We start from the raw sequence: 24,919 nt of genomic DNA, 5'->3' as shown, positions 1-24,919 counted from the left end.
AACCGGACCAAAAAATGAGCAATTTGGCCCGGTTTTACTATGCTTACATGCACCAGCACGCTTTTGTCTGCGGAGAAAACGCTCATGCGCAACACTGCGCACTCCCACAAACGCCAATTCCCTTTGCATGTCCACATCAGTGCGATGTTTACATTTTTGTTGCTTATGCTCGGCGTGGTGCTGGGCGTTTTTAACTATCTACAAACCACCCACATCATTCTAGACAGCAGTAAAAAGCTGTTCGGCTATATCGAACAGGATGTGCAGCATGATTTGCTCAATGCCTACCAACCCATAAGGCACGCACTGAACCTGCTGATTCTCAATCCTGATGCCATGACTGATCGAGTCGAACTGAGAATGGGGCTGTTGCAGCCCTTCGTACAAACCCTCGAAGACAACCACACCCTGTCTGCTTTGTTCCTGGGAGACGACAACGGAAACTTTTTCCTGGTCAGGCCTTTGCGCAATCAAGCGATCAGGCTGCAGTTGCACGCACCGCCACAAGCGAATTACGAAGTCTGGTCGATAAAACGCTCGGAACCAAACGGTACGGTTGAGTCAAAAAAAATATACCTGGATGAACATTTGACCCAGTTGGAAGAGCGAAACATCCCGGATGAAACCTATGACCCCCGCACCCGAAAATGGTTTATCCCGGTGCACGCCGACAACAATCAAGCCACCACCAGCCCCTATTTGTTTTTTTCCACCCGGGAAGTGGGCACCACCTTAGCCAGACGCAGCGCTACGAATACAGTGATGGGTGCCGACGTAACCCTGTCTCAGCTGTCCAGCACCCTCGCCAGCCATCAGACAACGCCCGGTACGCAAATCGTTCTATTCGATGGCGATGGCCGGGCGATCGCCTATCCGGACTTCAACAAACTGTTAACCGCCCAGGATCCTGCAAAACTGCCCAAAGTCTCGGAATTAAGCCCGGCCCTGAGCTATTTGATCGAGCAGGGTGCAACCGCCGAGCAGCGCCTGAACGACGGTCATCGCCAATGGATCACGTCACAATTCAAGGTGGACGACGGCGGCTCCAATGGTTTGCAACTGGCCATGATGGTCCCGGAAGACGAACTGCTGGCAGATGCCTATCAGTTGCGATGGCAAGGTGCTGTGGTGACGCTGGTCGCCCTCCTCCTGTGCGTACCCATGGGTTGGGTGACGTCACGATTACTGGTCAAGCCCTTGCAGGCACTGGTGCGTGAGGCCGATGCCATTCGGCGGTTTGATTTCAACTACGCGCCCAGGAAGCAGTCGCCCGTGCTTGAAATCGACCAGCTGGAAGCCTCCATGGGACGAATGAGACAAACACTCGCCAGTTTTTTTGAAATCACCTCCAGCCTCTCTGCTCACACCCGATTTGAACCTTTGTTGCAGTCAGTCCTGTTTGAGACGCTCAAAATCGCCCAGGCACAGGCCGGGCTCATCTACCTTGCAAAAACCGACAGTACGCAGCTGGAGCTAAAAGGCTTGATCATGAATGGCCAGCCCCAGGACCTCACAACCCAGCCGCAGTCGGTATTAGACCCTGACGATAGCCAGAGCCCCGAATGGCTGCGCGCACTTTTCGAAGGCCATGACAGTGTGGCCCGCGCACTCACTCTCGAGCAGGCTGGCGACTTGCAACCCCTGATGCACGAACTGGGCAGCCAGAGCATCCATCTGATCGGCATTCGCCTGCACAACCGCCACGGCGAGACCGTCGGCATTCTGGTTCTGGTGTTGAACAACAGTGGCTCGCTTGACGATCAGGATCATCTGCGGGCTGACCGGATTGCCTTTATCCAGGCGGTGTCAGGCACGGCTGCGGTCGCCATTGAGAGCCAGCGCCTGCAAGCACGGCAAAAGCAGTTACTGGATGCTTTGATTCAACTGCTGGCTGGAGCCATTGACGCCAAAAGCCCGTATACGGCAAGCCATTGCCAGCGAGTTCCAACCCTCACGCTGATGCTGGCCCAAGCGGCGGCGGCGAGCCAGCAGCCACCGTTTGAGCAGTACAACCCCTCGGACGAACAATGGGAGGCCCTGCGTATCGCGGCCTGGCTACACGACTGCGGTAAGGTCACAACGCCGGAGTATGTGGTCGACAAGGCCACCAAGCTTGAAACCTTGTACGACCGCATTCACGAGATCCGCACCCGTTTTGAAGTGCTCAAGCGCGATGCATGGATCAACTACTGGCAAGCGCGCGCCCTGGGCGGCAATGATCAACAACTCACGGAGCAGCGCGACACCTGCTTGTCGGCGCTGGATGACGATTTTGCCTTTGTCGCCCAATGCAATGTGGGAGGTGAAGCCATGATGGAAGCTGATCTTGAGCGTTTGAACGCCATTTCACGACGCACATGGAGCCGGACTCTGGACGATCGGCTTGGGGTGTCCTGGGAAGAGCACAAACGCCAGTCCACCCGCGAGGAACAAGCCTTGCCGGTCACAGAGCGATTGCTCGCCGACAAACCGGAGCACCTGTTCATCCGGCCTGAAGCCGACGTGATTGCTGCGCAAAACCCTTGGGGCTTCAAACTCGACGTGCCGCACTACAAGTTCAACCGCGGCGAACTGTACAACTTGAGCATCAAGCGCGGCACATTGACCAATGAGGAACGCTACATCATCAATAATCACATCGTTCAAACCATCCTGATGCTCAGCAGCCTGCCCCTGCCCAGTTACCTGAGCAACATCGCGGAGATCGCAGGTGGACATCACGAAAAAATGGACGGCAGCGGTTATCCAAAACGCTTGAAGCGTGAGGAGATGAGCCTGGAGTCGCGGATGATGGCGATTGCCGACATTTTCGAGGCACTGACCGCTTCGGATCGCCCCTATAAACGCAGCAAGACGTTAAGTGAGGCCCTGAGCATCATGGCCACGATGTGCCGCGATGCCCATATTGACCCCCAACTGTTCGCGCTGTTTATGCACGAACAGGTGTTTATGCAGTACGCCCGGCAGTTTCTCGAACCGGAACAAATCGATTCAGTCGACATCGATGCGCTCATGCTCAAGGCCGGGCTGACGACTTGACCGGTATCAGCAATCGCTCAGACGTAGAAAGATCGCAGCCAGTGCTTCAATGCCCTGCTGGTCCTGCTCGCTGAACCGCCCGACACTTGGGCTGTCCAGATCGAGCACACCGATCAGCCGGCCATCCTTGATCAGCGGAACGACCAGCTCACTGTTGGAAGCGCTGTCGCAAGCGATATGCCCGGCAAATGCGTGAACATCCTCAACCCGCTGTGTTTGCCTGCTCGCAGCCGCGGCCCCGCAAACGCCACGTCCGAAAGGAATCCGGACACAGGCGATCTGCCCCTGGAACGGGCCCAGCACCAACTCTTCATTGCGGTTGAGGTAAAACCCTGCCCAGTTCAGATCATCAAGCTGGTGAAACAAAAATGCCGAAAATTGCGCGGCATTGGCAATAAAGTCCCGCTCATCCGCCAACAACGACTCCAGTTGAGCCTGCAACAAGGTGTAGCCGTTCAGACCGGCACCTGTGGCATTCAAATCAATCATTCACTTGCTCCAACAATTTCAAACCCACCCAGTAACGCGCGAACTGATAGGCGCAACGGCCGTTGCGATTGCCTCGCCCGGTCGCCCAGCGCACGGCAAGAATATCCAGCGCTTCGTCGCGTTGCCACTGCAAACCGGCTTTGCTGGCCAATACGTCGATCCAGTGCTCGACCACACTCAGGAAGTGCTCCTGGGTAAAGGGATAGAACGACAGCCAGAGGCCGAAACGGTCGGACAAGGCAATCTTGTCCTCTACAGCCTCGTTGGGATGAAGCTCACCGTCGACGTTCTTCCAGTTTTCGTTGTCGCTCTCTTTTTCAGGCACCAGATGGCGACGGTTCGAGGTTGCGTAAAGCAACACGTTATCCGGCGCTTGCTCCAGGGAGCCATCGAGGACGCTTTTCAGCACCCGGTAATCGCTTTCGCCAGCCTCGAAGGACAAGTCATCGCAAAACAATACAAAACGTTGAGGCAATCCCTGCAACAGTTCGACCACTCGCGGTAGATCGGCCAGATGATCGCGCTCGATTTCAACCAGGCGCAGCCCGGCATCTGCGTGCTCCGCCAGCAAGGCACGAATGATCGATGACTTGCCCGTACCCCGTGATCCCCACAACAGGGCATGGTTGGCTGGCAAACCGTCGAGAAACTGCCGGGTGTTGCGACCCAACTGATCACGCTGATTATCAATGCCGATAAGGTCCGCAAGGCGCATTTCAAGACTGACCTGCAACGGTAGCAGGTAACCGGAGCGACCTTCACGCTGCCAACGGGCAGCCAGGCACTCGTGCCACTCAATCGGTTCACGCTGCGCTGGCAGCAAGGGTTCAAGACGTGCAAGGACCGCTTCGGCACGCTCCAAAAAGGCATCCAGTTTAGAATTCACAACATTTCCTCAGACTGATACACAATGATGGCATATTGATATGAAGTACATTTATCCGCCATCTACGACATGACTCACCCGGTTTGCGGCAAATACCGCAGTTATACCTGCCGGTTGTCCTACACATCGACTACTCTTGCACGCCGCAAGGAAATGGAAACAGGTGCAGCACCCCATGGATATAAAACTCACCCATCGCCTGTCTTTCAAACAAGCAAAACTGACTGTGCTGGTCGGCCTGGTTCTCGGATCCATCCTTAGCCTGCTACAAATCGGCATCGATTATGCCAGTGAAAACGCCGCCATCAATCGCGAAATCCAGTCCCTGCTTGAGATCAGCCACAACCCGGCATCGCGCATTGCCTACAACCTCGACTCAGAGCTGGCACAAGAGCTTTTACTCGGTCTGTTGCGATCACCGGCGATCACCGGCGCACAACTTGTCGACAGCGACAATGTGGTCCTGGCAGCTGTTCAGGATCAGCCTGAAAGCGGGCGTTATCGAGCACTCAGCGATTATTTGTTTGGTTCCAATCGCTCATTTGACCAACGACTGTACTTCAATCACTTGCCTGAACAAAGCATCGGGGTTTTACACCTCGAGGTGGATACCTACCCCTTCGGGAAGCGTTTTTTGCAGCGGGCGGAAGTCACGCTGCTCAGCGGTTTCATTCGCAGCATCATCCTGACCTTTATCCTCCTGGGCCTGTTTTACGTCATGCTGACCAAGCCGCTGGTACGGGTGATTCGACAGATAAGCCAGCGTCAGCCCGGTGACCCTGGCCAATCGAAGGTGCAGTACCCTTGCGGCCATGAAGACGATGAAATTGGTGTGCTGGTCAACGCCGCCAATCAACAGTTCGAGGCAATGGCCCGTGAAATGGAGTATCGGCGCCGCGCTGAAAACAGCCTCACCGAGTACCTGGCGCAACTGGAAACCATCGTCTCGGTGCGCACCAAAGAGCTGGAAACCATCAACGAACAACTGCGTCACTCCAATGAAGAGCTGGAATCTGCGCGCAGCACTGCACTGGAAATGGCCCAGGCACGGTCTGCCTTTCTGGCCAATATGAGCCACGAAATACGCACCCCGCTCAATGGCTTGCTGGGCATGCTGGCTCTGTGCCTGGACAGCCCGCTCAATGCCGAGCAACACCAGCAACTGTCCATAGCCCACGACTCTGGCAAAGTCCTGGTCGAACTGCTCAATGACATTCTCGACCTGTCGAAATTCGATGCCGGCCAACTGGAGCTCGAACATATTGCCTTCGACCTGGGTTCGCTGATCGAAGACACTGCCAACCTGCTATCGCAGAACGCAGCCCCCAGCGTGGAGCTGACGTGCCTGATCGACCCGAACTTCCCCGCATTAGTGCTGGGTGACCCGACACGGGTGCGCCAGATCGTCAGCAATCTGCTATCCAATGCCCTGAAATTCACCCGGTTCGGACGGGTGGATGTGCGCCTCAGCGCACAGGGCGATCAGGTACGCATCGAGGTGTGCGACACCGGCATCGGCATTGCCCAGGATGCTCAGGCGCGAATTTTCAGCCCTTTTACCCAGGCTGGAGCCAGCATTACCCGTCAGTTTGGGGGCACAGGGCTGGGGCTGACCCTGACCAACAGCTTGTGCGAGGTCATGCACGGACGACTGACCATCAGTTCGGAAATCGGTTTTGGCAGCCAGTTCTGTGCCGAACTGCCTTTGCCTTGCTACGCCCCCGCCATCACGCCCAAACCACTGTCCGGGCGAGTTATTGTGGTGAGCGCGGCGAGCAGCGGCCTGAGCGAGTTGCTTGCCAGCTTTTTGCCCCTGTGGGGGCTCGACTACACACCCTATTCACTGGACGCCTGCCTGGACGGCACAGACCCTCATCTGTTGATTACTGATTGCCCCGAATGCCTGTTTGGCCTGCGGCCGGCAATCAGCGCACCGATCCTGCTGGTCACTGCCTATGGCAACTTCATGCCCAGTGATCAGGTCAGTGCACTGGCACCCCTGCAGCAAAAAGCCAGGCCGCTATCGCGCCATGCGCTGTATCAAACCTTGCAGTATCTGTTACAGAAAAACGATCAAGACATCCCGGCGGATCGGACCAGCAGCACGCCTGTCTCGCACCGCGCACGGATTCTGTTGGTCGAAGACAACCCGGTCAACCAACTCGTGGCCAAGGGTATGTTGAGCAAATTGGGGTGTGACGTAGTCGTAGCGGCCCACGGCGGCGAGGCGCTGAAACAATTGGAGCAGAGAACCTTTGATCTGGTGTTGATGGACTGCAACATGCCGGTAATGGACGGCTATGAGGCCACCCGACAAATTCGTCACCGTGGGCGCTGGCCAAAGTTACCCATCGTCGCCCTGACCGCCAATGCAATGCCCGAAGAGCGCGAGCGCTGCCGCTCGGCGGGGATGAACGACTATCTGGCCAAACCGTTCAGGCGCGAAGAGCTGGCTGCGCTGATCGATACCTGGGTGCCGCAAACAGCCTGAAAAGGCATTGCCTGTAGTACCTGGTTTAACTGGCGAACCGCCGCGCATGCTTTTGCGACGGCTGCGCCGCCGGACGCAGCCTCGCTCCGCGAGTCCGCGGCTACAAGGACTCAGAGCGACAACGGCTTAGCGCAGTAACGCCTCGATATCCGACTTGAGCGCCTCCGGCTTGGTGGTCGGGGCATAACGCTTGATGCTTTTGCCATCGCCACTGATCAGGAACTTGGTGAAATTCCACTTGATACCCTGGGAGCCCAGCAGCCCGGGCGCACGTTTCTTGAGCTGGACAAACAGCGGATGGGCCTGGCTGCCATTGACGTCCACTTTTTTGAACAGCGGGAACGTCACGCCAAAATTCAACTCGCAGAACTCAGAGATGGCGGCTTCGTCACCCGGCTCCTGTTGCCCGAACTGATTACACGGGAATCCCAGAATCACCAGGCCCTGATCCCTGTACTGCTGCCACAGGGCTTCGAGCCCCTTGTACTGCGGGGTAAATCCACATTTGCTCGCGGTATTGACCACCAGCAACGCTTTACCCCCGTAGTCCGCCAGGGTTTTCGGCTCGCCGCCAAGAGTGGTGCATGCAACATTGAGCAGATTGTCGTTCATGACGGCGCCTCAAAATTAGTCGCGGGGAACCAGGTCCAGGCACACCGAGTTGATGCAGTAGCGCAGACCGGTGGGTGGCGGACCGTCGGGAAACACATGCCCCAAATGCGCATCACACTTGGCGCAGACCACTTCGGTACGCACCATGCCGTGGCTGACGTCACGGATCTCGACCATCGCGCTTTCGCCAATCGGCTGATAGAAGCTCGGCCAGCCGCAGCCTGAATCAAATTTGGCGCGCGAATCAAACAACGGCTCCTGGCAGCAGATACAGTGATAAACACCGTCGGTTTTAGTGGCGTTGTATTTACCCGAAAACGGCCGTTCAGTGCCCTTGAGGCGGCACACGTTGTACTGCTCCGGATCGAGCATGGCCTTCCATTCGTCCAGGGTTTTGTTCAACTTTTCCATGGTTCTGCCTCTGCAACTGAAAAACCCCGATCGGTGGCTTTTCCAGGGGTCGGGTGGCACGTATGATTGCGCCTCGTTAAACGCCAGTCTGGCACCCGCACTAGTTGCATTCAAACGGATTATTGAAGCAAGCCGGTGTCAGCCACTGTGTGAAAACACAGAATTTCCCAGAGCCGTGATCATCACATTGCCTGGATCGTTCATTTTCGGGATCACATCGCCATGCAGGTCAGCAAATCAAACAAGCTCGCCAACGTCTGTTATGACATTCGCGGCCCAGTGCTCAAGCACGCCAAACGTCTGGAGGAGGAAGGGCATCGCATCCTCAAGCTGAATATCGGCAACCCGGCCCCCTTTGGTTTTGAAGCGCCGGACGAAATCCTTCAGGACGTAATCCGCAACCTGCCGACCGCCCAGGGCTACAGCGACTCCAAAGGCCTGTTCAGCGCACGTAAGGCCGTGATGCAGTACTACCAGCAAAAGCAGGTGGAAGGTGTCGGCATTGAAGACATCTACCTGGGCAACGGCGTCTCCGAGTTGATCGTGATGTCGCTGCAAGCGCTGCTCAACAATGGCGACGAAGTCCTGGTGCCAGCACCCGACTACCCGCTGTGGACCGCTGCCGTGACTCTGGCCGGTGGTCACCCCGTGCACTACCTGTGCGACGAGCAAGCCAACTGGTGGCCTGATCTGGAGGATATAAAAGCCCGGATCACCCCTAACACCAAAGCCATGGTCATTATCAATCCGAACAACCCGACGGGTGCGGTGTACTCCAAGGAAGTCCTGCTGGGCATGCTGGAGATTGCGCGCCAGCACAACCTGGTGGTGTTCTCGGACGAGATCTACGACAAGATCCTGTACGACGACGCCGTGCACATCTGCACCGCTTCGCTGGCCCCGGACGTGCTGTGCCTGACCTTCAACGGCCTGTCCAAGTCGTACCGGGTCGCGGGTTTCCGCTCGGGCTGGATCGCCATCTCCGGGCCCAAGCAAAATGCCCAAAGCTACATTGAAGGCATCGACATGCTGGCCAACATGCGCCTGTGTGCCAACGTACCCAGCCAGCATGCCATCCAGACTGCACTTGGCGGCTACCAGAGCATCAACGACCTGGTCCTGCCCAACGGCCGCCTGCTGGAACAGCGTAACCGCACCTGGGAGTTGCTCAACGATATCCCCGGCGTCAGCTGCGTGAAGCCGATGGGTGCTCTATACGCATTCCCGCGTATCGACCCCAAGGTGTGCCCGATCCTCAACGACGAGAAGTTCGTTCTGGACCTGCTGCTCTCGGAAAAACTGCTGGTGGTTCAAGGCACGGCATTCAACTGGCCTTGGCCTGACCACTTCCGCGTCGTGACCCTGCCCCGTGTTGACGAACTGGATATGGCCATCGGCCGGATCGGTAACTTCCTGAAGACTTACCGTCAGTAACGTCTGAACATGCTGTGCGACCAATCAAAAGTCGCACAGCATGTGTCTGATGAAACATTCTTCACATGCCGTCTTTCCCTACCCGCACTCTCCTTTTATAAAAAACCAAAATCGTTAAAGCCCTTTGTTTACTGGCTTTGGGTGGAACTTTTGTTCAAAAAAAGTGCTCATTCAGATTAGGAAATGTCGGGCATGCCACTAGAATCAGCCTGTAGGACACAGTTTGAAATAGTCACCCGGTTGAATAGCCTGAGGCGGCACCTTATATACCCGCATACGGCAACACCCTTAAGACGAGGAGATTCTTACAACCATGATGCGCATTCTGCTGTTTTTGGCCACTAACCTGGCGGTCGTGCTGATTGCCAGCATCACCCTGAGCCTGTTCGGCTTTGACGGGTTCATGGCGGCCAACGGGGTTGATCTGAACCTCAGTCAGCTGTTGGTGTTCTGTGCGGTCTTTGGTTTTGCAGGGTCTTTGTTCTCGCTATTCATCTCCAAATGGATGGCGAAGATGAGCACCAGCACCCAGGTGATCACTCAACCTCGCACTCGTCATGAACAATGGTTGATGCAAACCGTTGAACAACTGTCCCGCGAAGCCGGGATCAAAATGCCCGAGGTGGGAATTTTCCCGGCATATGAAGCCAACGCTTTTGCCACGGGCTGGAATAAAAACGATGCGCTGGTCGCTGTCAGCCAAGGTTTGCTGGAGCGTTTTTCGCCAGATGAAGTAAAAGCCGTACTGGCACACGAAATCGGTCACGTTGCCAACGGTGACATGGTGACCCTGGCACTGGTGCAAGGCGTGGTGAACACCTTCGTGATGTTCTTCGCCCGGATCATCGGCAACTTTGTCGACAAGGTGATTTTCAAGAACGACGAAGGCCGCGGCATTGCCTACTACGTCGCGACCATCTTCGCTGAACTGGTCCTGGGTTTCCTGGCCAGCGCCATCGTGATGTGGTTCTCGCGCAAACGCGAGTTCCGGGCTGACGAAGCCGGTGCACAGCTTGCTGGCACGTCGGCCATGATCAGTGCCCTGCAGCGCTTGCGCTCCGAACAGGGTCTACCGGTTCACATGCCGGACACCATGGCTGCTTTTGGCATCAACGGCGGCCTCAAACAAGGCCTGGCGCGGATGTTCATGAGCCACCCGCCACTGGAAGAACGTATCGATGCACTGCGTCGCCGCGGCTAACCCCACGGCAACCAAAGAAAAGGGCGACTGAGGTCGCCCTTTTTTCATGTCCGCATTCAGGCCTTGCCGGTTTTTTCCAGGCGATAAACCCGCTCCACCAGACGCGTCACACCGCCCTTGAGGAACTTCCATTCCTGGTCGAGTACATCCGGCTCCTCGACGACTTCCAGCGCCCAGTCAGGCGACAGCAGGCGCTGTACTTCGGCGTCCGGCACCGAGAACGGCGGGCCATTCATCTGAGACTGGTCGTAATCGAGCGTGATCAACAGCCCCTGGCATCCCGGCGTGAGGATTTTCGTCAGATGCCGAGCGTAGGCTTCGCGCATGTCGGGGGGAAACGCGATCATCGCTGCCCGGTCATACACCCCCACACACGTGGCGACATCGGCCGCAGTCAGTGCAAAGACATCACCGCACAAGATCGTCACAGGGCCCGCCTCATACACCCTGAAGGCGCCCCGCTGGCTAATCTGCGGCTCGACCTTCTGCTCACTGAAAAACTGCTCCACGGCCGTCTGCGTGAGCTCTACGCCCAGCACCTCGTAGCCGTTGGCCGCCAGCCAGCTCAAATCCAGGCTCTTTCCACATAGCGGCACCAGCACACGACCGCCCTGCTCAAGCCCAAGGGTGGGCCACAGGCGCTGAAGATACGGATTGACCTGCTGCAGGTGAAAACCGATCTGATTGCGGTCCCAGCGGTCGTGCCAAAATTCGGGCTGCATGATTCACCTTTAAATTCGATAGATAAGCACTAAAACTTATATTGGATTTAGATCAATGATCAGGACGAAGATGAGACATCTTAACCTTGAGGATGTTTTTCATGCTTCCCAGCCTGTTCATCTCCCACGGTTCGCCAATGCTAGCACTGGAACCGGGCGCCAGTGGCCCGGCGCTCACGCGCCAGGCCAACGAACTGCCCCGCCCGAAAGCCATCGTGCTGGTATCCGCGCACTGGGAAAGCCCTGATCTACGGGTCGCCAGCCATCACGCACCTGAAACCTGGCACGACTTTGGTGGTTTTCCGCCCGCATTGTTTGCCGTGCAATACCCTGCACCCGGGGATCCGGCGCTGGCCGCCCGCATTGTTCAACTGCTTGCAGACAAAGGCTTACCGGCCCGGCTGGCCCCCAATCGCCCTTTTGACCACGGTGCCTGGGTGCCACTGTCATTGATGTACCCGGCAGCCGATATTCCTGTGGTCCAGGTTTCACTGCCCAGCCAATTGGGCCCGAAAGCCCAGACCGAGACAGGACGCGCCCTGAGTACCTTGAGAAATGAGGGAATCCTGATCATCGGCTCGGGCAGCATCACCCACAACCTGCGCGAACTGGACTGGCACGCTGGCCCAGAGAGCGTAGAGCCTTGGGCCAAAGCCTTTCGTGACTGGATGATCGAGACACTGGCCTCTGACGACGAAACGATGCTGCACGACTACCGAAAACTGGCGCCCTTTGCAGCCAAAAATCATCCCAGCGATGAACACCTGCTGCCACTGTACTTCGCCCGGGGCGCAGGTGGCCCGTTCAGCATTGCCCACCAGGGCTGGACACTGGGTGCGCTGGGGATGGACATCTATAGATTTGGTTGAATCCGGGCCCGTAGTCGCTGCCGAGGAACGAAGGCTGCGAGCTCTTCATCTGGGGCGCTGCGCAATAAAAGCTCGCAGCCTTCGTTCCTCGGCAGCGACTACAAATCGCAGACAAAAAAAATCCCCGAACCAGTCGGGGATTTTTTTAGCGATCAATCACAGCAAGCAGTGATTAATCTTCGCGGTAGCGACGCAGCTTGAGCTGCTTGCCAGCAACGCGGGTGTCTTTCAGTTTGGCCAGCAAACCTTCCAGACCCACTTCCGGCAGCTCTACCAGGCTGAAGCTGTCACGCACCTGGATGCGACCGATTGCTTCACGTGCCAGGCCACCCTCGTTGAGGATAGCGCCCAGCAGGTTCTTGGCAGCGATGCCATCACGCGCACCCAGAGCGGTACGGCAACGAGCACGGCCTTCAGCCAATGGAACCGGAGCACGACGCTCACGATCACCACGATCCGGACGGTCACCCGAACGCTCTGAACGCTCACGTGGCGCGCTGTTCGGCACCAGTGGACGATCACGTTCGATGGCAGCCAGAGTCAGGGCCTGACCGTTGGTGGCCTTGCGCAGCAGAGCAGCGGCCAGAGCACGCGGGCTGCAACCGATATCGGCAATCAGGCGATCCAGCAGGTCACCGTGAGTCGATTCAGCGTCAGCAACCAGCGGAGTCAGGCTGTTGGTCAACTTCTTGATGCGAGCATCGAGAACAGCTTGAGCATCCGGCAGGCGGACTTCAGCAACTTTCTGACCGGTTACACGCTCAATCACTTGCAGCATGCGGCGCTCACGAGGAGTTACCAGCAGCAGTGCGCGACCTTCGCGACCTGCACGGCCTGTACGGCCGATACGGTGAACGTAGGACTCTGGATCGTAAGGCATGTCAACGTTGAACACGTGAGTGATACGTGGAACATCGAGACCACGAGCAGCAACGTCGGTCGCCACAACGATGTCCAGACGGCCATCCTTGAGGGAGTCGATTACGCGCTCACGCTGGTTCTGGGCAATGTCACCGTTCAGCGCAGCAGCTTTGTAGCCTTTGGCTTCAAGGGCGCTGGCCAGATCCAGGGTCGCTTGCTTGGTGCGTACGAACATGATCAGGGCGTCGAAATCTTCAACTTCCAGCAGGCTCAATACAGCCGAGGTCTTCTGGTCAGCGTGAACCAACAGGTGAGCCTGTTCGATCGCGGTAACGGTCTGAGTCTTGGTCTGGATCTTCACGTGTTGCGGATCGCGCAGATGGCGCTCGGCAATGGCACGGATCGACTGCGGCAAGGTTGCCGAGAACAATACGGTCTGACGGGTTGGAGGAAGAGCCTTGAAGATAACTTCAAGATCGTCCATGAAACCCAGTTTCAACATTTCGTCAGCTTCGTCCAGAACCAGGTGGTTCACGGTCGACAGAACTTTTTCGTCACGACGCAGGTGGTCGCACAGACGGCCCGGAGTGGCGACAACGATCTGTGCGCCATTACGGATTGCTTTCAGTTGTGGACCCATAGGGGCGCCGCCGTAAACGGCCACAACGGTAACGCCCGGCATTTGCTTGGCGTAGGTTTCGAAAGCGGTTGCTACTTGCAGCGCCAACTCACGGGTTGGCGCCAGGATCAGGGCTTGCGGCTCGCGCTTAGCAGGATCGATGCGGTGCAGGATCGGCAGTGCGAACGCGGCGGTTTTACCCGTACCGGTTTGCGCCTGACCAATCATGTCGTGACCGGCCATAATGATCGGGATCGATTGATGCTGAATAGCCGAAGGTTCTTCGTAGCCAGTCGCAATGACAGCTGCAAGAATGTTCGGATTAAGATTAAAAGCGGCGAAGCCGCCGGTTTCCTGGGTCATGGGTCTGCCTCTAAGTGCATCCGCAAAGACCCATGCTCCAAAGCTGCGCATGCCGTGTAAGACTCAAGAGTCGCCCTGGCTGCTTTGTCGGCGGGGATTTGCGAAAACGTTAAATGAATGGAGCGTTCAGGGTTGTCCGCGAAACGGACGAGCAGCCGAAGCGTGCTTCGGGAAATGCGACACCTAAACGTGGCCCGGCTAAAGGCCGGCGCGCACTATACCGGATTTATCAAAAAAAAGAAGCGTTTTTTTGGGGCACAATCGTCTGTATCCCTCTATAGACCGGGCTTTAACGATATTTTCGACCTTAAAAAAACGTTTAACGCCTGGCCACCTTGGGGCAAACGCTAAAACGTTTCATCCTTGAGCATCAGGTCGCAGGGCGAACCGCCTTGATCAACGACTCAAGCGAATAGCCCAAACGGGGTGCCAGGGCCTGCGCCCGAGCGGTCAAGGCGTCGATATCCAGATCCTGATCAAGATCGGCAGGCACCATCAAAATGACATTGCCCTCTTTGACGGGCAGCTCCCAGTAATGCCGGTGATACAAGCCACGCAACAAGGCAGCACCCAGCGGCTTGCCGTCATCGGTGGCCCACTGATTGATGATGAGCCAACCGTTGGGAGCGAGCTTCTTCTGGCAGTTTTCAAGGAATGTCCACGCCAGGTGCCCGGCGGCAGGCCCCAAGTCGTTATAAAGGTCGACAAAAATCAGGTCCGCCGGCTCGGCGCTGTCCAGCAGTTCGATGGCATCTCCAATGCGGATATACAACCGAGGGTCATCGTCCAGCCCCAGGTACTCGATAGCCAGGCGCGGCACATCCGGACGCAGTTCAATGGCTTCAACATCTTCAAGAGGCAAGAACTTGAGGCAGGCCTGGGTCAGGGTTCCTGCGCCAAGGCCCAGGAACAGCGCGCTCTCGGGGGCGTCATGGCACAGCGCACCGATCAGCATGGCGCGGGTGTAGTCGTATTCCAGCCAGCTGGGATCCGCAGTGAACACGCAACTTTGCTCGATCGCATCGCCAAATTCGAGGAAGCGATAGTCAGCCACTTCCAGCACTCGAATCATGCCGAAGTCATCATGGACTTCAGCGAGCAGACGCTCTACGCGCTCCTCAGACATTTCCTCTCCTTGCCGCGTCCCGGCATCACCCGCAACGCTGTAGAAAACAGCCACTCGATGTCGAGCGCAAAGGCGCAATTGTCGGCCATTGCGGCGCAAGAGGTCACGCACTAATTGCTGCTAACATGGGCCATCTCCTACAAATACTAGAGTCTGCGATGAGCCAAATCTGGACACCTGACAGCTGGCGCGCCCTGCCAGCTCAGCAACAACCCCACTACCCTGACGCAGCACACCTGTTGCGCGTCGAGCAAAGCCTGGCCAGTTATCCGCCACTGGTCTTCGCTGGCGAAGCCCGCGAACTGCGCCGTCAGTTTGCCGAGGTCACTCAAGGTAGGGCGTTTCTGCTTCAGGGTGGCGATTGCGCTGAAAGTTTTGCGGAGTTTTCGGCAGCCAAGATTCGCGACACCTTCAAGGTGCTGCTGCAAATGGCCATTGTGATGACATTCGCGGCAGGCTGCCCGGTGGTCAAGGTCGGACGCATGGCCGGTCAGTTCGCCAAGCCGCGCTCGGCCAATGACGAAACCATTAACGGGGTTACGCTACCGGCCTATCGCGGCGATATCGTCAACGGCATCGGCTTTGATGAAAAAAGCCGTGTCCCTGATCCGGAACGTCTGCTGCAGTCCTATCACCAGTCCACCGCCACCCTGAACCTGCTGCGCGCCTTTGCCCAGGGCGGTTTTGCCGACCTGCATCAAGTGCATAAATGGAACCTGGACTTTATCGCCAACTCGGCATTGGCTGATAAATACAGCCAGCTGGCCGATCGTATCGATGAGACCCTGGCCTTCATGCGCGCCTGCGGCATGGACAGCTCGCCACAACTGCGCGAGACCAGCTTCTTTACCGCCCACGAAGCACTGCTGCTCAACTACGAAGAAGCCTTCGTACGCCGCGACAGCCTGACCAACGACTACTACGATTGCTCGGCGCACATGCTGTGGATCGGCGACCGCACGCGCCAGCTGGACGGCGCCCATGTCGAGTTCCTGCGCGGGGTCAATAACCCGATCGGGGTCAAGGTCGGCCCAAGCATGAACAACGAAGACCTGATCCGCCTGATCGATATTCTCAACCCGGACAACGACCCGGGCCGTCTTAACCTGATCGTGCGCATGGGTGCCGACAAGGTTGGCGATCACCTGCCGCAGCTGATCCGCGCCGTAGAGGGCGAAGGCAAACAGGTGCTGTGGAGCTGCGACCCGATGCACGGCAATACGATCAAGGCCAGCAGCGGCTACAAAACCCGCGACTTTGCGCAGATTCTTGGGGAAGTGAAGCAGTTCTTCCAGGTTCACGAGGCTGAAGGCAGCTACGCCGGCGGGATTCACATCGAGATGACCGGCCAGAACGTCACCGAGTGCATCGGCGGCGCCAACCCGATTACCGAGGATGGCTTGTCGGACCGTTACCACACCCACTGCGACCCGCGCATGAACGCCGATCAATCGCTGGAACTGGCATTTTTGATTGCCGAGACGTTAAAGCAAGTTAAACGCTGATCCACACACCTTGCGGATGAAACTCTTGTGGGAGCGGGCTTGCTCGCGATGCAGACACCCCGGTGCCTCAGGCAAAGCAGGTTGATGCCATCGCGAGCAAGCCCGCTCCCACAGGTGGGTTGTGGTGAGCCCGCCTCACTTGTTAAACGGATCATCCCAAAAAGCCCGGTGGCTTTCGATCTCGATATCCGCCCTGCTCAGCCCAAGATCCTTGAGCGCCGCATCACTGATCTGCCTCAGATTCGCCCTTTCCCGCGACAGCTGATACCAGCGGGATATACGGGCAAACCACATCACACTTTTTTGACCTTTCATCACCTGAGCCCTCCTGAGGTATGGCTCAAGTCTCGGCCCGGGCTTAAGATCAATCCAACGAATGTTTCTTATGCGATACATCTGCGAGATTGATCAATGGCCGAATTTCCCAGTATCGACACCGACCTGCTGCGCACCTTTGCTGCGATCGCCGATCAGGGTGGTTTCACCCGTGCGGCCGAAGTGGTCAACCGCACCCAGTCAGCGGTCAGCATGCAGATGAAGCGACTGGAAGAGGACGTGCTGCAATGTGCGCTGTTTCAGCGCGAAGGACGCAACGTAAGCCTTACCCCCGAGGGCCACGTGTTGCTCGGTTACGCACGACGTATCCTCAAGCTGCACAGCGAAGTGTTCAACACACTGCGTCAGCCGCAGATGGTGGGCACCGTCAAAATCGGCTCGCCTGATGATTACGTGATGCGATTTTTGCCTGGCGTGCTGTCGCGTTTTGCCCAGGACTACCCGCTGATCAATGTCGAAGTGCACTGTGAACCGTCATCGCAACTGTTGCAGCGCAATGACCTGGACCTGACCATCGTGACCCGCAAACCTGGCACCGAGATGGGCCAGATCCTGCGTCAGGAGCGGTTCGTGTGGATGGTGGCACAAGGTTTCTCGCCCCACGAACAAACGCCCCTGCCACTGGCAATGTTCAATACCGACTGTTTTTGCCGAACCTGGGCCTGCAATGCACTGGATATCCAGCAGCGCGAGTATCGGGTTGCCTACACCAGCGCCAGTCTGGCAGCCATCAATGCCGTGGTGAGCACCGGGCTGGCCGTGACCGCGCAGTTGCAGAGCCTGCTGACGCCCGACCTGCGCATTATCGGCGAGGCGGAGAACCTGCCCGTGCTGCCCTCCGCCAGTATTGTGCTGCTACGCAAACCCAACAGTGCGTCGTCGCCGATCATTGAGTGCTTTGCCGAGTACATCGTTGAAGGCTTTAAGCTTTGATTGCCAGCAAGCCCGCACACAACAACAGAAAGGCGCAGTACAAGCCGCGCAATACCCGCTCCGGCATGGCGTGGGCGGCCCTGACCCCCCAACTGATGCTCAACAGCCCGCCAATGGCCAGCGGCACACCCATGACCCAGTTGACTTCGTCATGCACCGCGTACGTCAGCAGCGTCACCGCAGTGCTCGGTGCAGCCAGGGCCAGCGACAAGCCCTGAGCCACCACTTGGGTGGTGCCAAACACACTGGTCAGTACCGGCGCCGCCACTACGGCACCGCCGACACCAAACAACCCGCCCGTGGTACCTGCCAAGGCGCCCAGCGCGCCATACCAGGGCCAGCCGTAACGCGAGCCTGCAACCGGTTGAGCGGGCGAGCTATAGAGTTTGATCAGGTTGTAGAGGGTAATCGCCAGCAAAAAGACGATGAAACCCCAGCGTATGCTGCGCGGATCCACCCCAACCGCGAGCATTGCCCCCAGCCAAGCAAAGCAAAAGCTCATCAGCACCAACGGCACTGCCTGGCGCAGATCGATTTTATTGCGCTGGTGATAGCGATACAGGGCAAGAAACACATTGGGCACCGCCATGACCAGGGCAGTGCCTTGCGCCAATTGCTGATCCAGCCCGAACCATAATCCTAAAACCGGGATCGCGATCAAGCCGCCGCCAATCCCGAACAACCCGCCCAGTGCGCCAAGGGCGAGGCCCAGGGCTGTATACATTGCAAAATCGATCAGCATTACAGCCCCTCATGATGAGCGCCCATGCTAACCAGTCCCCTACTCAGGGCAAAGCTCTAAACCAGGCTTTTTGACAGGCAAAAAAAAGCCCGGCCATAAGACCGGGCTTTTTCATCGTGCGGTTAACGCAAGGTTTAAACCTTGGCGCGGCCCTTGTAGGAACCACCGTCACGGGTATCGATTTCGATCCAGTCGCCGATTTCTACGAAATCAGCAACGCTCAGCTCGGTACCGTTTTTCAGTTTGGCAGGCTTCATCACCTTGCCCGAAGTGTCGCCGCGAGCGGAACCTTCGGTGTAGTCAACCTGACGCACGATGGTGGTCGGCAGCTCTACGGAAACCAGACGGTCTTCGAAGAAGATGGCTTCGCAAACGTCGGTCATGCCTTCTTCCACGAATGGCAGAACGGCTTCGATGTCTTCAGCGTTCAGCTCGTACATGGTGTAGTCAGTGGTGTCCATGAACGTGTAGGTGTCGCCGCTGATGAAGGACAGGGTCGCTTCTTTGCGATCCAGGATCACGTCTTCGAGCTTGTCGTCAGCGCTGTATACGATTTCAGTCTTGTAGCCAGTCAGCAGGTTTTTCAGCTTGGTCTTCATGATTGCGCTGTTACGACCGGACTTGGTGAATTCAGCTTTCTGAACCAACCAAGGGTCGTTTTCGAGCTTGATGACTGTACCGGGTTTAAGCTCTTTACCAGTTTTCATTGCGAGTATCCGAATTTGGATTGAGATTTACAAAAATCTAGGCCGCGTATCATATCCAATTTCTATAAAACAGTACTAGCGCTTGCGCAAGATCGGCCTGCAATGACTGTTCCAGACACCACTGCTCGGCATGCGCAGTGATCTCGGGCCAGTGCTCAAGCAGCAGATTCCAGCTTTGAGCCATATCGCAGCCACCATTCCAGGCGTGCCACAACCCGGTAAATGCTTGGGCTGCGGCCGGCGTAAGGTCTTTGACATACAGCGCGAGGAACGCATTGAGCTTGACCCAATGGGCGTCTTCTTCCTGCTCATAAATATGCCAAAGCAGTGGCCTGCCTGCCCATTGCGCCCGCACAAACGAGTCTTCGCCGCGCACCGCATTGAAATCACAGCTCCACAAAAGGTGGTCGTAATCTTCTTGACGGACGAACGGTAAGGCCTGAACGGTCAAAGCCCCGCGCTGCTGCGCATCCCCCAAACCCAACTGATCCACCTCAAGCCAGCGCAGCAGATCGCCCATGATCCGCCCTTGGGGCACCAACAGATGCGTCGCCACGCTGCCCGCGGCCATGGCATCCAGCCAGCTGGCAAGCCCGGTATTTTCATAGGCAAACAGTGAAATCAGACGTGCGTTGCTTGCCGGAAAAACACCCAGCCCCTGCAAAAACGCCTGCCTGGCCTGGGGATCCAGCTCAAAGGCTCGACGTCGCTGCAACAGGTCGGCTTCGCGCAGCAAGCCACCAGTGCCCGCATCAAAACCCGGAAAGAAGAACATCCGCTTCAAGCCATCGGGGCGCAAGGAGGGCAAACCGTGGCAACCACTGACCCAGTCTTCTGCGCTCAGATATTCAAGATTGATCCACAACGCTGGGGTTTCGCGGGCCTTCATCGCCTGCAGGTAGCCTTCGGGCAGTTTGCAGGCGAATGCTTCGACCACCACATCGGCAACGTCGACGGATTGCCACAGCTGCGGCCACTGACACACCTCGACCCCCTGCTGCCATTGGCGTGCCACGCCGACATCGGCCTCAGGGCACAGCGGCACAAACGCCCGCAAATCATCGACCCACAGACGCACGCCCTGCTGATGCTCGGCCACCAACTGGCGGGCCAAACGCCAGGTCACACCAATGTCGCCGTAGTTATCGACCACACTGCAAAAAATATCCCAGGAGGCTTTCATTCCGGGCTCCAACATTCAAAGGGCTGATTGTCCGCATAATTCAACGCGTACAGAAGGTTTATGGCGGATAAATCTGCGCGACACTCGTGCGACAATCGCCGTTCGTCACTCTCAAGCTGCGACCATGAACAAGACCGCTGTGCACCTGCTGATGCTGGACAAACTCGAAATCGACCTTGATGTGCTCCAGCGCGCAGCTCAAACCGCCTATGAAGCTGCGACCCACGCGGAAAATATTGCCGAGAACAAGTACGACACCCTTGGGCTTGAAGCATCCTACCTGGCTACAGGCCAGGCGCGCCGGGTTGAAGAGATTCGCCAGGCGCTCAAGAACTGTCGCAGCATGACCCTGGGTCCGTACTGCGCGGCGCAGGGCATTCAAGTCGGGGCATTGGTCAATCTGGAGGCTGAAAACGGCAGCGAGCAGTGGTTATTCCTGGCCCCTGACGCTGCCGGCCTCAAACTCGAACAGGACGGGCACTCAGTGACCGTCATCACCCCGCGCTCACCGCTGGGAGCTGCCTTGCTGGGCAAGCAGCTGGATGACGAGATGCAGATCAATGTGGGCGGGGCGCTGCAAATATTTACCGTCTGCGAGATTCATTGAGCGACCTGCGGGAGCGGGCTTACTCGCGATGAAATCACCTCGAGCAGTCAGGTAAACCGCGTCGCCCTCATCGCGAGCAAGCCCGCTCCCACGGGTTTTGCAGAACGCTTACTTGGCGGCCATCATGCGATTCACTTCACTGCGCACCATGTTGGCGTATTCGGGTGGCGACATGGCGTCCAGCTCCGAACGCACCCATTCAGCCCACTTGCCCTTGCGCTTGGCGCGCTCCCCGAACAAGCGCGCCGCATCCCCTTTGGCCTTGCCCAGATTGCTCTGCCAAAGGTCATACAGTCGGGATTTTTCATCTTCAAGCGCAGCACGCTCAGCGAGAGGCTTGTTGGCGAGGTTGAAGCTCATGAGAATTTCCTGCGGCGTAAATTTAGGGGACATCTTACACCCTACAAAGAAGTGTCTCCGTCTGGTTTTTGACTACGCTGTCAGGTCAGAACAACACCCGGCTCAAAACAGATGCAACTTTTTGGCATTGGGTTGACTCCATTACTCATCACCCATTTCAACTGCAAGGAGTACCGCAATGGCTCGCAAAAATGCCGTACAAGCTGAAGATCAAATCAAGGATCAAGCGTTCAGCGAACTTCAAGACCTGATTGCCGAATCTGAAAAGCTGCTCAAGGAGAGCGTGTCCCTGGTCGGTGAAGAAGGTGAAACCCTGCGTGCGCAGGTTGGTCTCAAGCTCAAGCAAGCGCTGGACTCGGTCACTAACGTGCGTGAACGCACCAAGCCTGTGGTCGATGCCACTGAAAGCTATATCGGTGGCCATCCGTGGCAAACCGTGGCTATTTCGGCCGGCTTCGGACTGGTCGTGGGCTTGCTGCTGGGCCGTCGCAACTAGGTCACGCATCCCGTCTTAAAACAAAGCCTCTGGCCGTCATAGCCAAGGGCTTTGTTGTTTATAGAATTAAATTATCGACATATTCAGTGACATTCTATGCAGGCATTCTGATACTTCCGCGCACTCCCCATGCCGATGAGACAGTCAATGTCCGCTTCTACAACTGCCACCAAACCTTTAAGCACTGCCCTCATCTTGCTGATGGCCACCGCCACCGGCCTGGCTGTCGCCAGTAACTATTACGCACAGCCCTTGCTGCACACCATCGCCCAGGAACTGGGTTTGAGCATGAGCAGCGCCGGTAACGTGGTGATCACCGCGCAATTGAGTTACGGCGCCGGCCTGTTGCTGCTGGTACCTCTGGGCGATCTGTTCGAACAACGTCGGCTGATCGTTACCATGACCGTGCTCAGCGCACTGGGCCTTTTGCTCAGCGCGTTTGCACCGTCGGTGACGTGGCTTTTGGTTGGCACGGCGATAACCGGGCTGTTTTCAGTTTCTGCACAAGTACTGGTGCCAATGGCTGCCAGCCTGACCGACCCCCTGAGCCGAGGCCGAGTGGTGGGGACGCTGATGAGCGGCTTGCTGCTGGGGATATTGCTGGCGCGCACCGTGGCCGGGGCGCTGTCGTCGGCCGGTGACTGGCGAACCATCTATCTGGTGGCTGCGGCCTTGATGCTGGTCAGTGCCATCTCCCTGTTTTGCGCCCTGCCCAACCATCACCAGAGCGCTGGCCTGAGCTATCCAAAACTGCTGGGATCGGTGTTCACCCTGTTTGTCGAAGAGCCAATACTGCGCCTGCGCGCGCTACTGGGCCTGCTGACTTTCTCGCTGTTTGCCCTGTTCTGGACCCCACTGGCCTTTCTGCTGGCAGTACCGCCCTACAGCTACTCGGATGCGGTTATCGGCCTGTTTGGCCTGGCGGGGGCAGTCGGTGCGGTGGCGGCAAACTGGGCCGGACGCATGGCCGATCGCGGCAAAGGCCAACAGGCCACGACCGTCGGCCTGCTGGTCCTGCTGGCGAGCTGGCTGCCAATGGCATTCGCCGGTCACTCGTTGATCGCCTTGCTGATCGGCGTACTGGCCCTGGATTTTGCAGTGCAACTGGTCCATGTCAGCAATCAGAATGCGGTGTTCAAGGTACGTCCTGCCGCCCGCAACCGCCTGAACGCCGGTTACATCACCTGCTACTTCATTGGTGGCGCACTGGGCTCCCTGGCGGGCGCGCAGACCTATCCGGTGTACGGCTGGGACGGCATCGTGGTAGTTGGCTCGGTGGTCGCAACGCTGGCGCTGGCGGTCTGGGGCTACAGCCTGCAACGCGAAAGCAAGATACAAACCGCAGGCTGACCGGTCATATGGCGCTTTTCATCGTATTGCTAACTCGCTAGCATGCGAGAAAACGCCCTGACGACGGTCTGCCCACGCAGGCCGCCCTAACGATCCGAGACGCCATATGATCCCTAAAGAATCCCGTAACGAACTGGCCCTGGATACTTTTATCAAGGCGCACCCTGAACTGATCGAAGAAATGAAAGATCTGAGCGCAGAGGACCGCCAGCAGCAGATTCTGTGGGCCTTTGAAGACGAAGCCGAAAGTCGCGGCCTTGAAGCCTGGGAGCTGGCGCTGGAACTGATCGCACGCTCCCCCGAAGAGCTCAAGAGCATGCGCCTTGAAGTGCATCAGGAAGTCGCCGAGGCGCTGGACATGAGCTGGGAAGAGTATTGCGGTTTCAACGAAATCACCGTCTGAACCAGCCCGCTGCACACACAACGCCCGGTTGATTACTCACCGGGCGTTGTTTTTTCAAGGCATCAGGATTTGTGATGGGCATCCATCAGTTTCCTGGCCATCACCAGATGCATTTCAAGCTTGGGCAAATATTTCTCGGCAAATGCCTGCAACTCGGGCGAGTCAGCATTGCTGGCCTGCTGTTTGAACAACTCAATAGTCTCTTCATGGGTTTTAACCTGATTGGCCGCAAAGGCCGCATCAAAAGAATCCCCCTCCTGCACTTCAAGCATCTGCTTTTTGGCCCTGTCCAGTAGCTGCTCATCGCTGGAAACCTGCAGGTCCAGCTTGCTGGCAATCTCCTTCAAGTCCCGGTTGGCATTGGTATGGTCCTTGATTGCCTCCACGGCATAGCTTTCTATGTCCGTCGAAGAGGTTTTACTGATCGCCATGCGGCTGGTTTCAATCTCGGCAATCCCTGCTGCATGGGCCTCATCAACAAAGTCTGCCGGACTGGCTGCGAATGCTGTGGCTGTCGCGACCAGGGAATAGACCAAGGCACAACTTGCCAGCCAGCGTTTAGGGCCAATCAGGGTTTTCATCACGTCCTCCAAAAAAAGGCAGGTTTATTCCCTGCACAGGATCTGAAGGCCTGTGGGAGCAAAGGTTTAGATAAATACCGTTTTTTCTGACGGGTGGCACTTCAGGCTATCAGCCCTTGCCGAACAACGATCTGCGCTGGACTTGCCATCATGTCAGCGAACCGTGAGCCATACTGTCCGCAAACACTGCCGTCAAACAGGAGAAGCTTTATGGACGTCTTCAAGGACATGCTCAACAACTGGGAATCCAGGTCTCAGGAATCAAGTGAGCGGGTTGAATACACCCTTGAGCTGCACAAACATGATCTGGTCAAAATCAAGGCCTTCGCGCAAGCCTACGGGCTGGAGGAGGCCACCATCACCCGGGGGCTGATCCACAGTGCGCTCATGCAAGCGGAAGAGGCCATGCCATACGTGAAGGGTAATGAGGTCATCAGGGTTGAAGAAGGTGAAGACATTTATGCCGACGCTGGCAGGACACCTGCCTTCGTCGAGGCAGAGCAAGCCATCTCCAAGGCGCTGGATATCAATCGCCCGTCTACCTGATCATCGCGCTAACAACGACCCTGTGGGAGCAGGCAGGCTTGCGACTG

The 24,919-nt window shown here is 57.1% G+C and carries 25 protein-coding genes; 12 read left to right on the top strand and 13 right to left on the bottom strand.

The features are described from left to right. Positions 1-84 precede the first annotated feature (84 nt). A complete protein-coding gene (locus tag AC19YQ_RS03360; protein WP_500594578.1) occupies positions 85-3,039 on the top strand; it encodes an HD domain-containing phosphohydrolase in 2,955 nt (984 codons plus the stop codon). A gap of 6 nt (positions 3,040-3,045) precedes the next feature. Here AC19YQ_RS03360 and AC19YQ_RS03355 read toward each other — a convergent pair whose 3' ends face one another. Beyond that, on the bottom strand, positions 3,046-3,528 hold the full coding sequence (locus AC19YQ_RS03355; RefSeq protein ID WP_339474312.1) for a free L-methionine (R)-S-oxide reductase MsrC: 483 nt from the start codon (positions 3,526-3,528) through the stop codon (positions 3,046-3,048). Then, positions 3,521-4,414 carry an ATP-binding protein gene (locus AC19YQ_RS03350; RefSeq protein ID WP_500594577.1) on the bottom strand — a complete coding sequence of 298 codons (894 nt, stop codon included), beginning with the start codon at positions 4,412-4,414 and terminating at the stop codon, positions 3,521-3,523. The genes AC19YQ_RS03355 and AC19YQ_RS03350 overlap by 8 nt, the downstream gene beginning before the upstream one ends. 175 nt (positions 4,415-4,589) lie before the next feature. Between AC19YQ_RS03350 and AC19YQ_RS03345 the strand changes: the two genes are divergently transcribed. After that, complete coding sequence (locus AC19YQ_RS03345; RefSeq protein WP_500594576.1) at positions 4,590-6,905, top strand: response regulator; 2,316 nt, start codon at positions 4,590-4,592, stop codon at positions 6,903-6,905. Between the two features lie 126 nt (positions 6,906-7,031). Here the strand turns inward: AC19YQ_RS03345 and AC19YQ_RS03340 are convergent, their stop codons facing one another. Together AC19YQ_RS03340 and msrB are read right to left on the bottom strand one after the other, a co-directional pair. Continuing rightward, positions 7,032-7,517 carry a glutathione peroxidase gene (locus AC19YQ_RS03340; RefSeq protein ID WP_326425728.1) on the bottom strand — a complete coding sequence of 162 codons (486 nt, stop codon included), beginning with the start codon at positions 7,515-7,517 and terminating at the stop codon, positions 7,032-7,034. A gap of 15 nt (positions 7,518-7,532) precedes the next feature. Further along, positions 7,533-7,928: a peptide-methionine (R)-S-oxide reductase MsrB gene (msrB, locus tag AC19YQ_RS03335; RefSeq protein ID WP_133077864.1), complete on the bottom strand. Its 396-nt coding sequence runs from the start codon at positions 7,926-7,928 to the stop codon at positions 7,533-7,535. Between the two features lie 222 nt (positions 7,929-8,150). On the opposite strand from msrB, the gene AC19YQ_RS03330 reads away from it, so the two are divergent. Both AC19YQ_RS03330 and htpX read left to right on the top strand, forming a co-directional pair. Next, entirely contained in the window at positions 8,151-9,362 is a 1,212-nt protein-coding gene (locus AC19YQ_RS03330) for a pyridoxal phosphate-dependent aminotransferase (RefSeq protein WP_095028529.1), read from the top strand. Between the two features lie 313 nt (positions 9,363-9,675). Further along, positions 9,676-10,563 (top strand): protease HtpX, encoded by an 888-nt coding sequence (gene htpX, locus AC19YQ_RS03325; RefSeq protein WP_133077865.1) that lies wholly within the window; start codon positions 9,676-9,678, stop codon positions 10,561-10,563. Between the two features lie 56 nt (positions 10,564-10,619). Here the strand turns inward: htpX and AC19YQ_RS03320 are convergent, their stop codons facing one another. Then, positions 10,620-11,285, bottom strand: a complete 666-nt coding sequence (locus tag AC19YQ_RS03320; RefSeq protein WP_326398296.1) for a thiopurine S-methyltransferase — start codon at positions 11,283-11,285, stop codon at positions 10,620-10,622. A 101-nt stretch (positions 11,286-11,386) separates the two neighbouring features. Here AC19YQ_RS03320 and AC19YQ_RS03315 point away from each other — a divergent pair, with 101 nt between their 5' ends. Then, positions 11,387-12,154, top strand: coding sequence for a DODA-type extradiol aromatic ring-opening family dioxygenase (locus AC19YQ_RS03315; protein ID WP_500594575.1), 768 nt, complete (start codon positions 11,387-11,389; stop codon positions 12,152-12,154). A 172-nt stretch (positions 12,155-12,326) separates the two neighbouring features. Here the strand turns inward: AC19YQ_RS03315 and AC19YQ_RS03310 are convergent, their stop codons facing one another. Both AC19YQ_RS03310 and AC19YQ_RS03305 read right to left on the bottom strand, forming a co-directional pair. Continuing rightward, positions 12,327-13,997 carry a DEAD/DEAH box helicase gene (locus AC19YQ_RS03310; RefSeq protein ID WP_133077868.1) on the bottom strand — a complete coding sequence of 557 codons (1,671 nt, stop codon included), beginning with the start codon at positions 13,995-13,997 and terminating at the stop codon, positions 12,327-12,329. 370 nt (positions 13,998-14,367) lie between these two features. Continuing rightward, positions 14,368-15,123 carry a spermidine synthase gene (locus AC19YQ_RS03305; RefSeq protein ID WP_133077869.1) on the bottom strand — a complete coding sequence of 252 codons (756 nt, stop codon included), beginning with the start codon at positions 15,121-15,123 and terminating at the stop codon, positions 14,368-14,370. A 158-nt stretch (positions 15,124-15,281) separates the two neighbouring features. Between AC19YQ_RS03305 and AC19YQ_RS03300 the strand changes: the two genes are divergently transcribed. Next, the gene (locus AC19YQ_RS03300) at positions 15,282-16,628 is read left to right on the top strand and encodes a class II 3-deoxy-7-phosphoheptulonate synthase (RefSeq protein WP_339474320.1); all 1,347 of its coding nucleotides are present in this window, start codon (positions 15,282-15,284) and stop codon (positions 16,626-16,628) included. 135 nt (positions 16,629-16,763) lie between these two features. On the opposite strand, the gene AC19YQ_RS03295 is transcribed toward AC19YQ_RS03300, so the two are convergent. Continuing rightward, positions 16,764-16,943, bottom strand: a complete 180-nt coding sequence (locus AC19YQ_RS03295; RefSeq protein WP_500594574.1) for a DUF1127 domain-containing protein — start codon at positions 16,941-16,943, stop codon at positions 16,764-16,766. Positions 16,944-17,039: 96 nt separating this feature from the next. On the opposite strand from AC19YQ_RS03295, the gene AC19YQ_RS03290 reads away from it, so the two are divergent. Then, a complete protein-coding gene (locus tag AC19YQ_RS03290; protein WP_133077872.1) occupies positions 17,040-17,897 on the top strand; it encodes a LysR substrate-binding domain-containing protein in 858 nt (285 codons plus the stop codon). Here AC19YQ_RS03290 and AC19YQ_RS03285 read toward each other — a convergent pair. From AC19YQ_RS03285 to earP, 3 genes are all read right to left on the bottom strand, one after another. Further along, a complete protein-coding gene (locus tag AC19YQ_RS03285) occupies positions 17,887-18,639 on the bottom strand; it encodes a sulfite exporter TauE/SafE family protein (protein WP_339474323.1) in 753 nt (250 codons plus the stop codon). The two genes, AC19YQ_RS03290 and AC19YQ_RS03285, sit on opposite strands and share 11 nt — an antisense overlap. A gap of 134 nt (positions 18,640-18,773) precedes the next feature. Then, the gene (locus tag AC19YQ_RS03280) at positions 18,774-19,346 is read right to left on the bottom strand and encodes an elongation factor P (RefSeq protein ID WP_016780001.1); all 573 of its coding nucleotides are present in this window, start codon (positions 19,344-19,346) and stop codon (positions 18,774-18,776) included. Positions 19,347-19,395: 49 nt separating this feature from the next. Next, positions 19,396-20,529: an elongation factor P maturation arginine rhamnosyltransferase EarP gene (earP, locus tag AC19YQ_RS03275; protein ID WP_500594573.1), complete on the bottom strand. Its 1,134-nt coding sequence runs from the start codon at positions 20,527-20,529 to the stop codon at positions 19,396-19,398. Positions 20,530-20,653: 124 nt separating this feature from the next. Between earP and AC19YQ_RS03270 the strand changes: the two genes are divergently transcribed. Further along, the gene (locus AC19YQ_RS03270; RefSeq protein WP_500594572.1) at positions 20,654-21,136 is read left to right on the top strand and encodes a GreA/GreB family elongation factor; all 483 of its coding nucleotides are present in this window, start codon (positions 20,654-20,656) and stop codon (positions 21,134-21,136) included. Positions 21,137-21,244: 108 nt separating this feature from the next. On the opposite strand, the gene AC19YQ_RS03265 is transcribed toward AC19YQ_RS03270, so the two are convergent. Beyond that, positions 21,245-21,496 (bottom strand): hypothetical protein, encoded by a 252-nt coding sequence (locus AC19YQ_RS03265; protein ID WP_133077876.1) that lies wholly within the window; start codon positions 21,494-21,496, stop codon positions 21,245-21,247. 178 nt (positions 21,497-21,674) lie between these two features. Between AC19YQ_RS03265 and AC19YQ_RS03260 the strand changes: the two genes are divergently transcribed. From AC19YQ_RS03260 to AC19YQ_RS03250, 3 genes are all read left to right on the top strand, one after another. Next, the gene (locus tag AC19YQ_RS03260; protein WP_133077877.1) at positions 21,675-21,992 is read left to right on the top strand and encodes an ElaB/YgaM/YqjD family protein; all 318 of its coding nucleotides are present in this window, start codon (positions 21,675-21,677) and stop codon (positions 21,990-21,992) included. Between the two features lie 147 nt (positions 21,993-22,139). Further along, the gene (locus AC19YQ_RS03255; RefSeq protein WP_133077878.1) at positions 22,140-23,342 is read left to right on the top strand and encodes an MFS transporter; all 1,203 of its coding nucleotides are present in this window, start codon (positions 22,140-22,142) and stop codon (positions 23,340-23,342) included. 106 nt (positions 23,343-23,448) lie between these two features. After that, a complete protein-coding gene (locus AC19YQ_RS03250) occupies positions 23,449-23,745 on the top strand; it encodes a DUF6388 family protein (protein WP_133077879.1) in 297 nt (98 codons plus the stop codon). A 62-nt stretch (positions 23,746-23,807) separates the two neighbouring features. Here the strand turns inward: AC19YQ_RS03250 and AC19YQ_RS03245 are convergent, their stop codons facing one another. Next, positions 23,808-24,326 carry a DUF4142 domain-containing protein gene (locus tag AC19YQ_RS03245; protein WP_500594571.1) on the bottom strand — a complete coding sequence of 173 codons (519 nt, stop codon included), beginning with the start codon at positions 24,324-24,326 and terminating at the stop codon, positions 23,808-23,810. Positions 24,327-24,536: 210 nt separating this feature from the next. Between AC19YQ_RS03245 and AC19YQ_RS03240 the strand changes: the two genes are divergently transcribed. Beyond that, positions 24,537-24,872, top strand: a complete 336-nt coding sequence (locus tag AC19YQ_RS03240; RefSeq protein ID WP_500594570.1) for a hypothetical protein — start codon at positions 24,537-24,539, stop codon at positions 24,870-24,872. The last annotated feature ends 47 nt before the right edge of the window (positions 24,873-24,919 follow it).

It is taken from the genome of Pseudomonas sp. MF06569 (assembly GCF_059862735.1).
The sequence above is the reverse complement of the archived record's forward strand: the minus strand, read 5'-3'. Positions and strand labels throughout refer to the sequence as shown.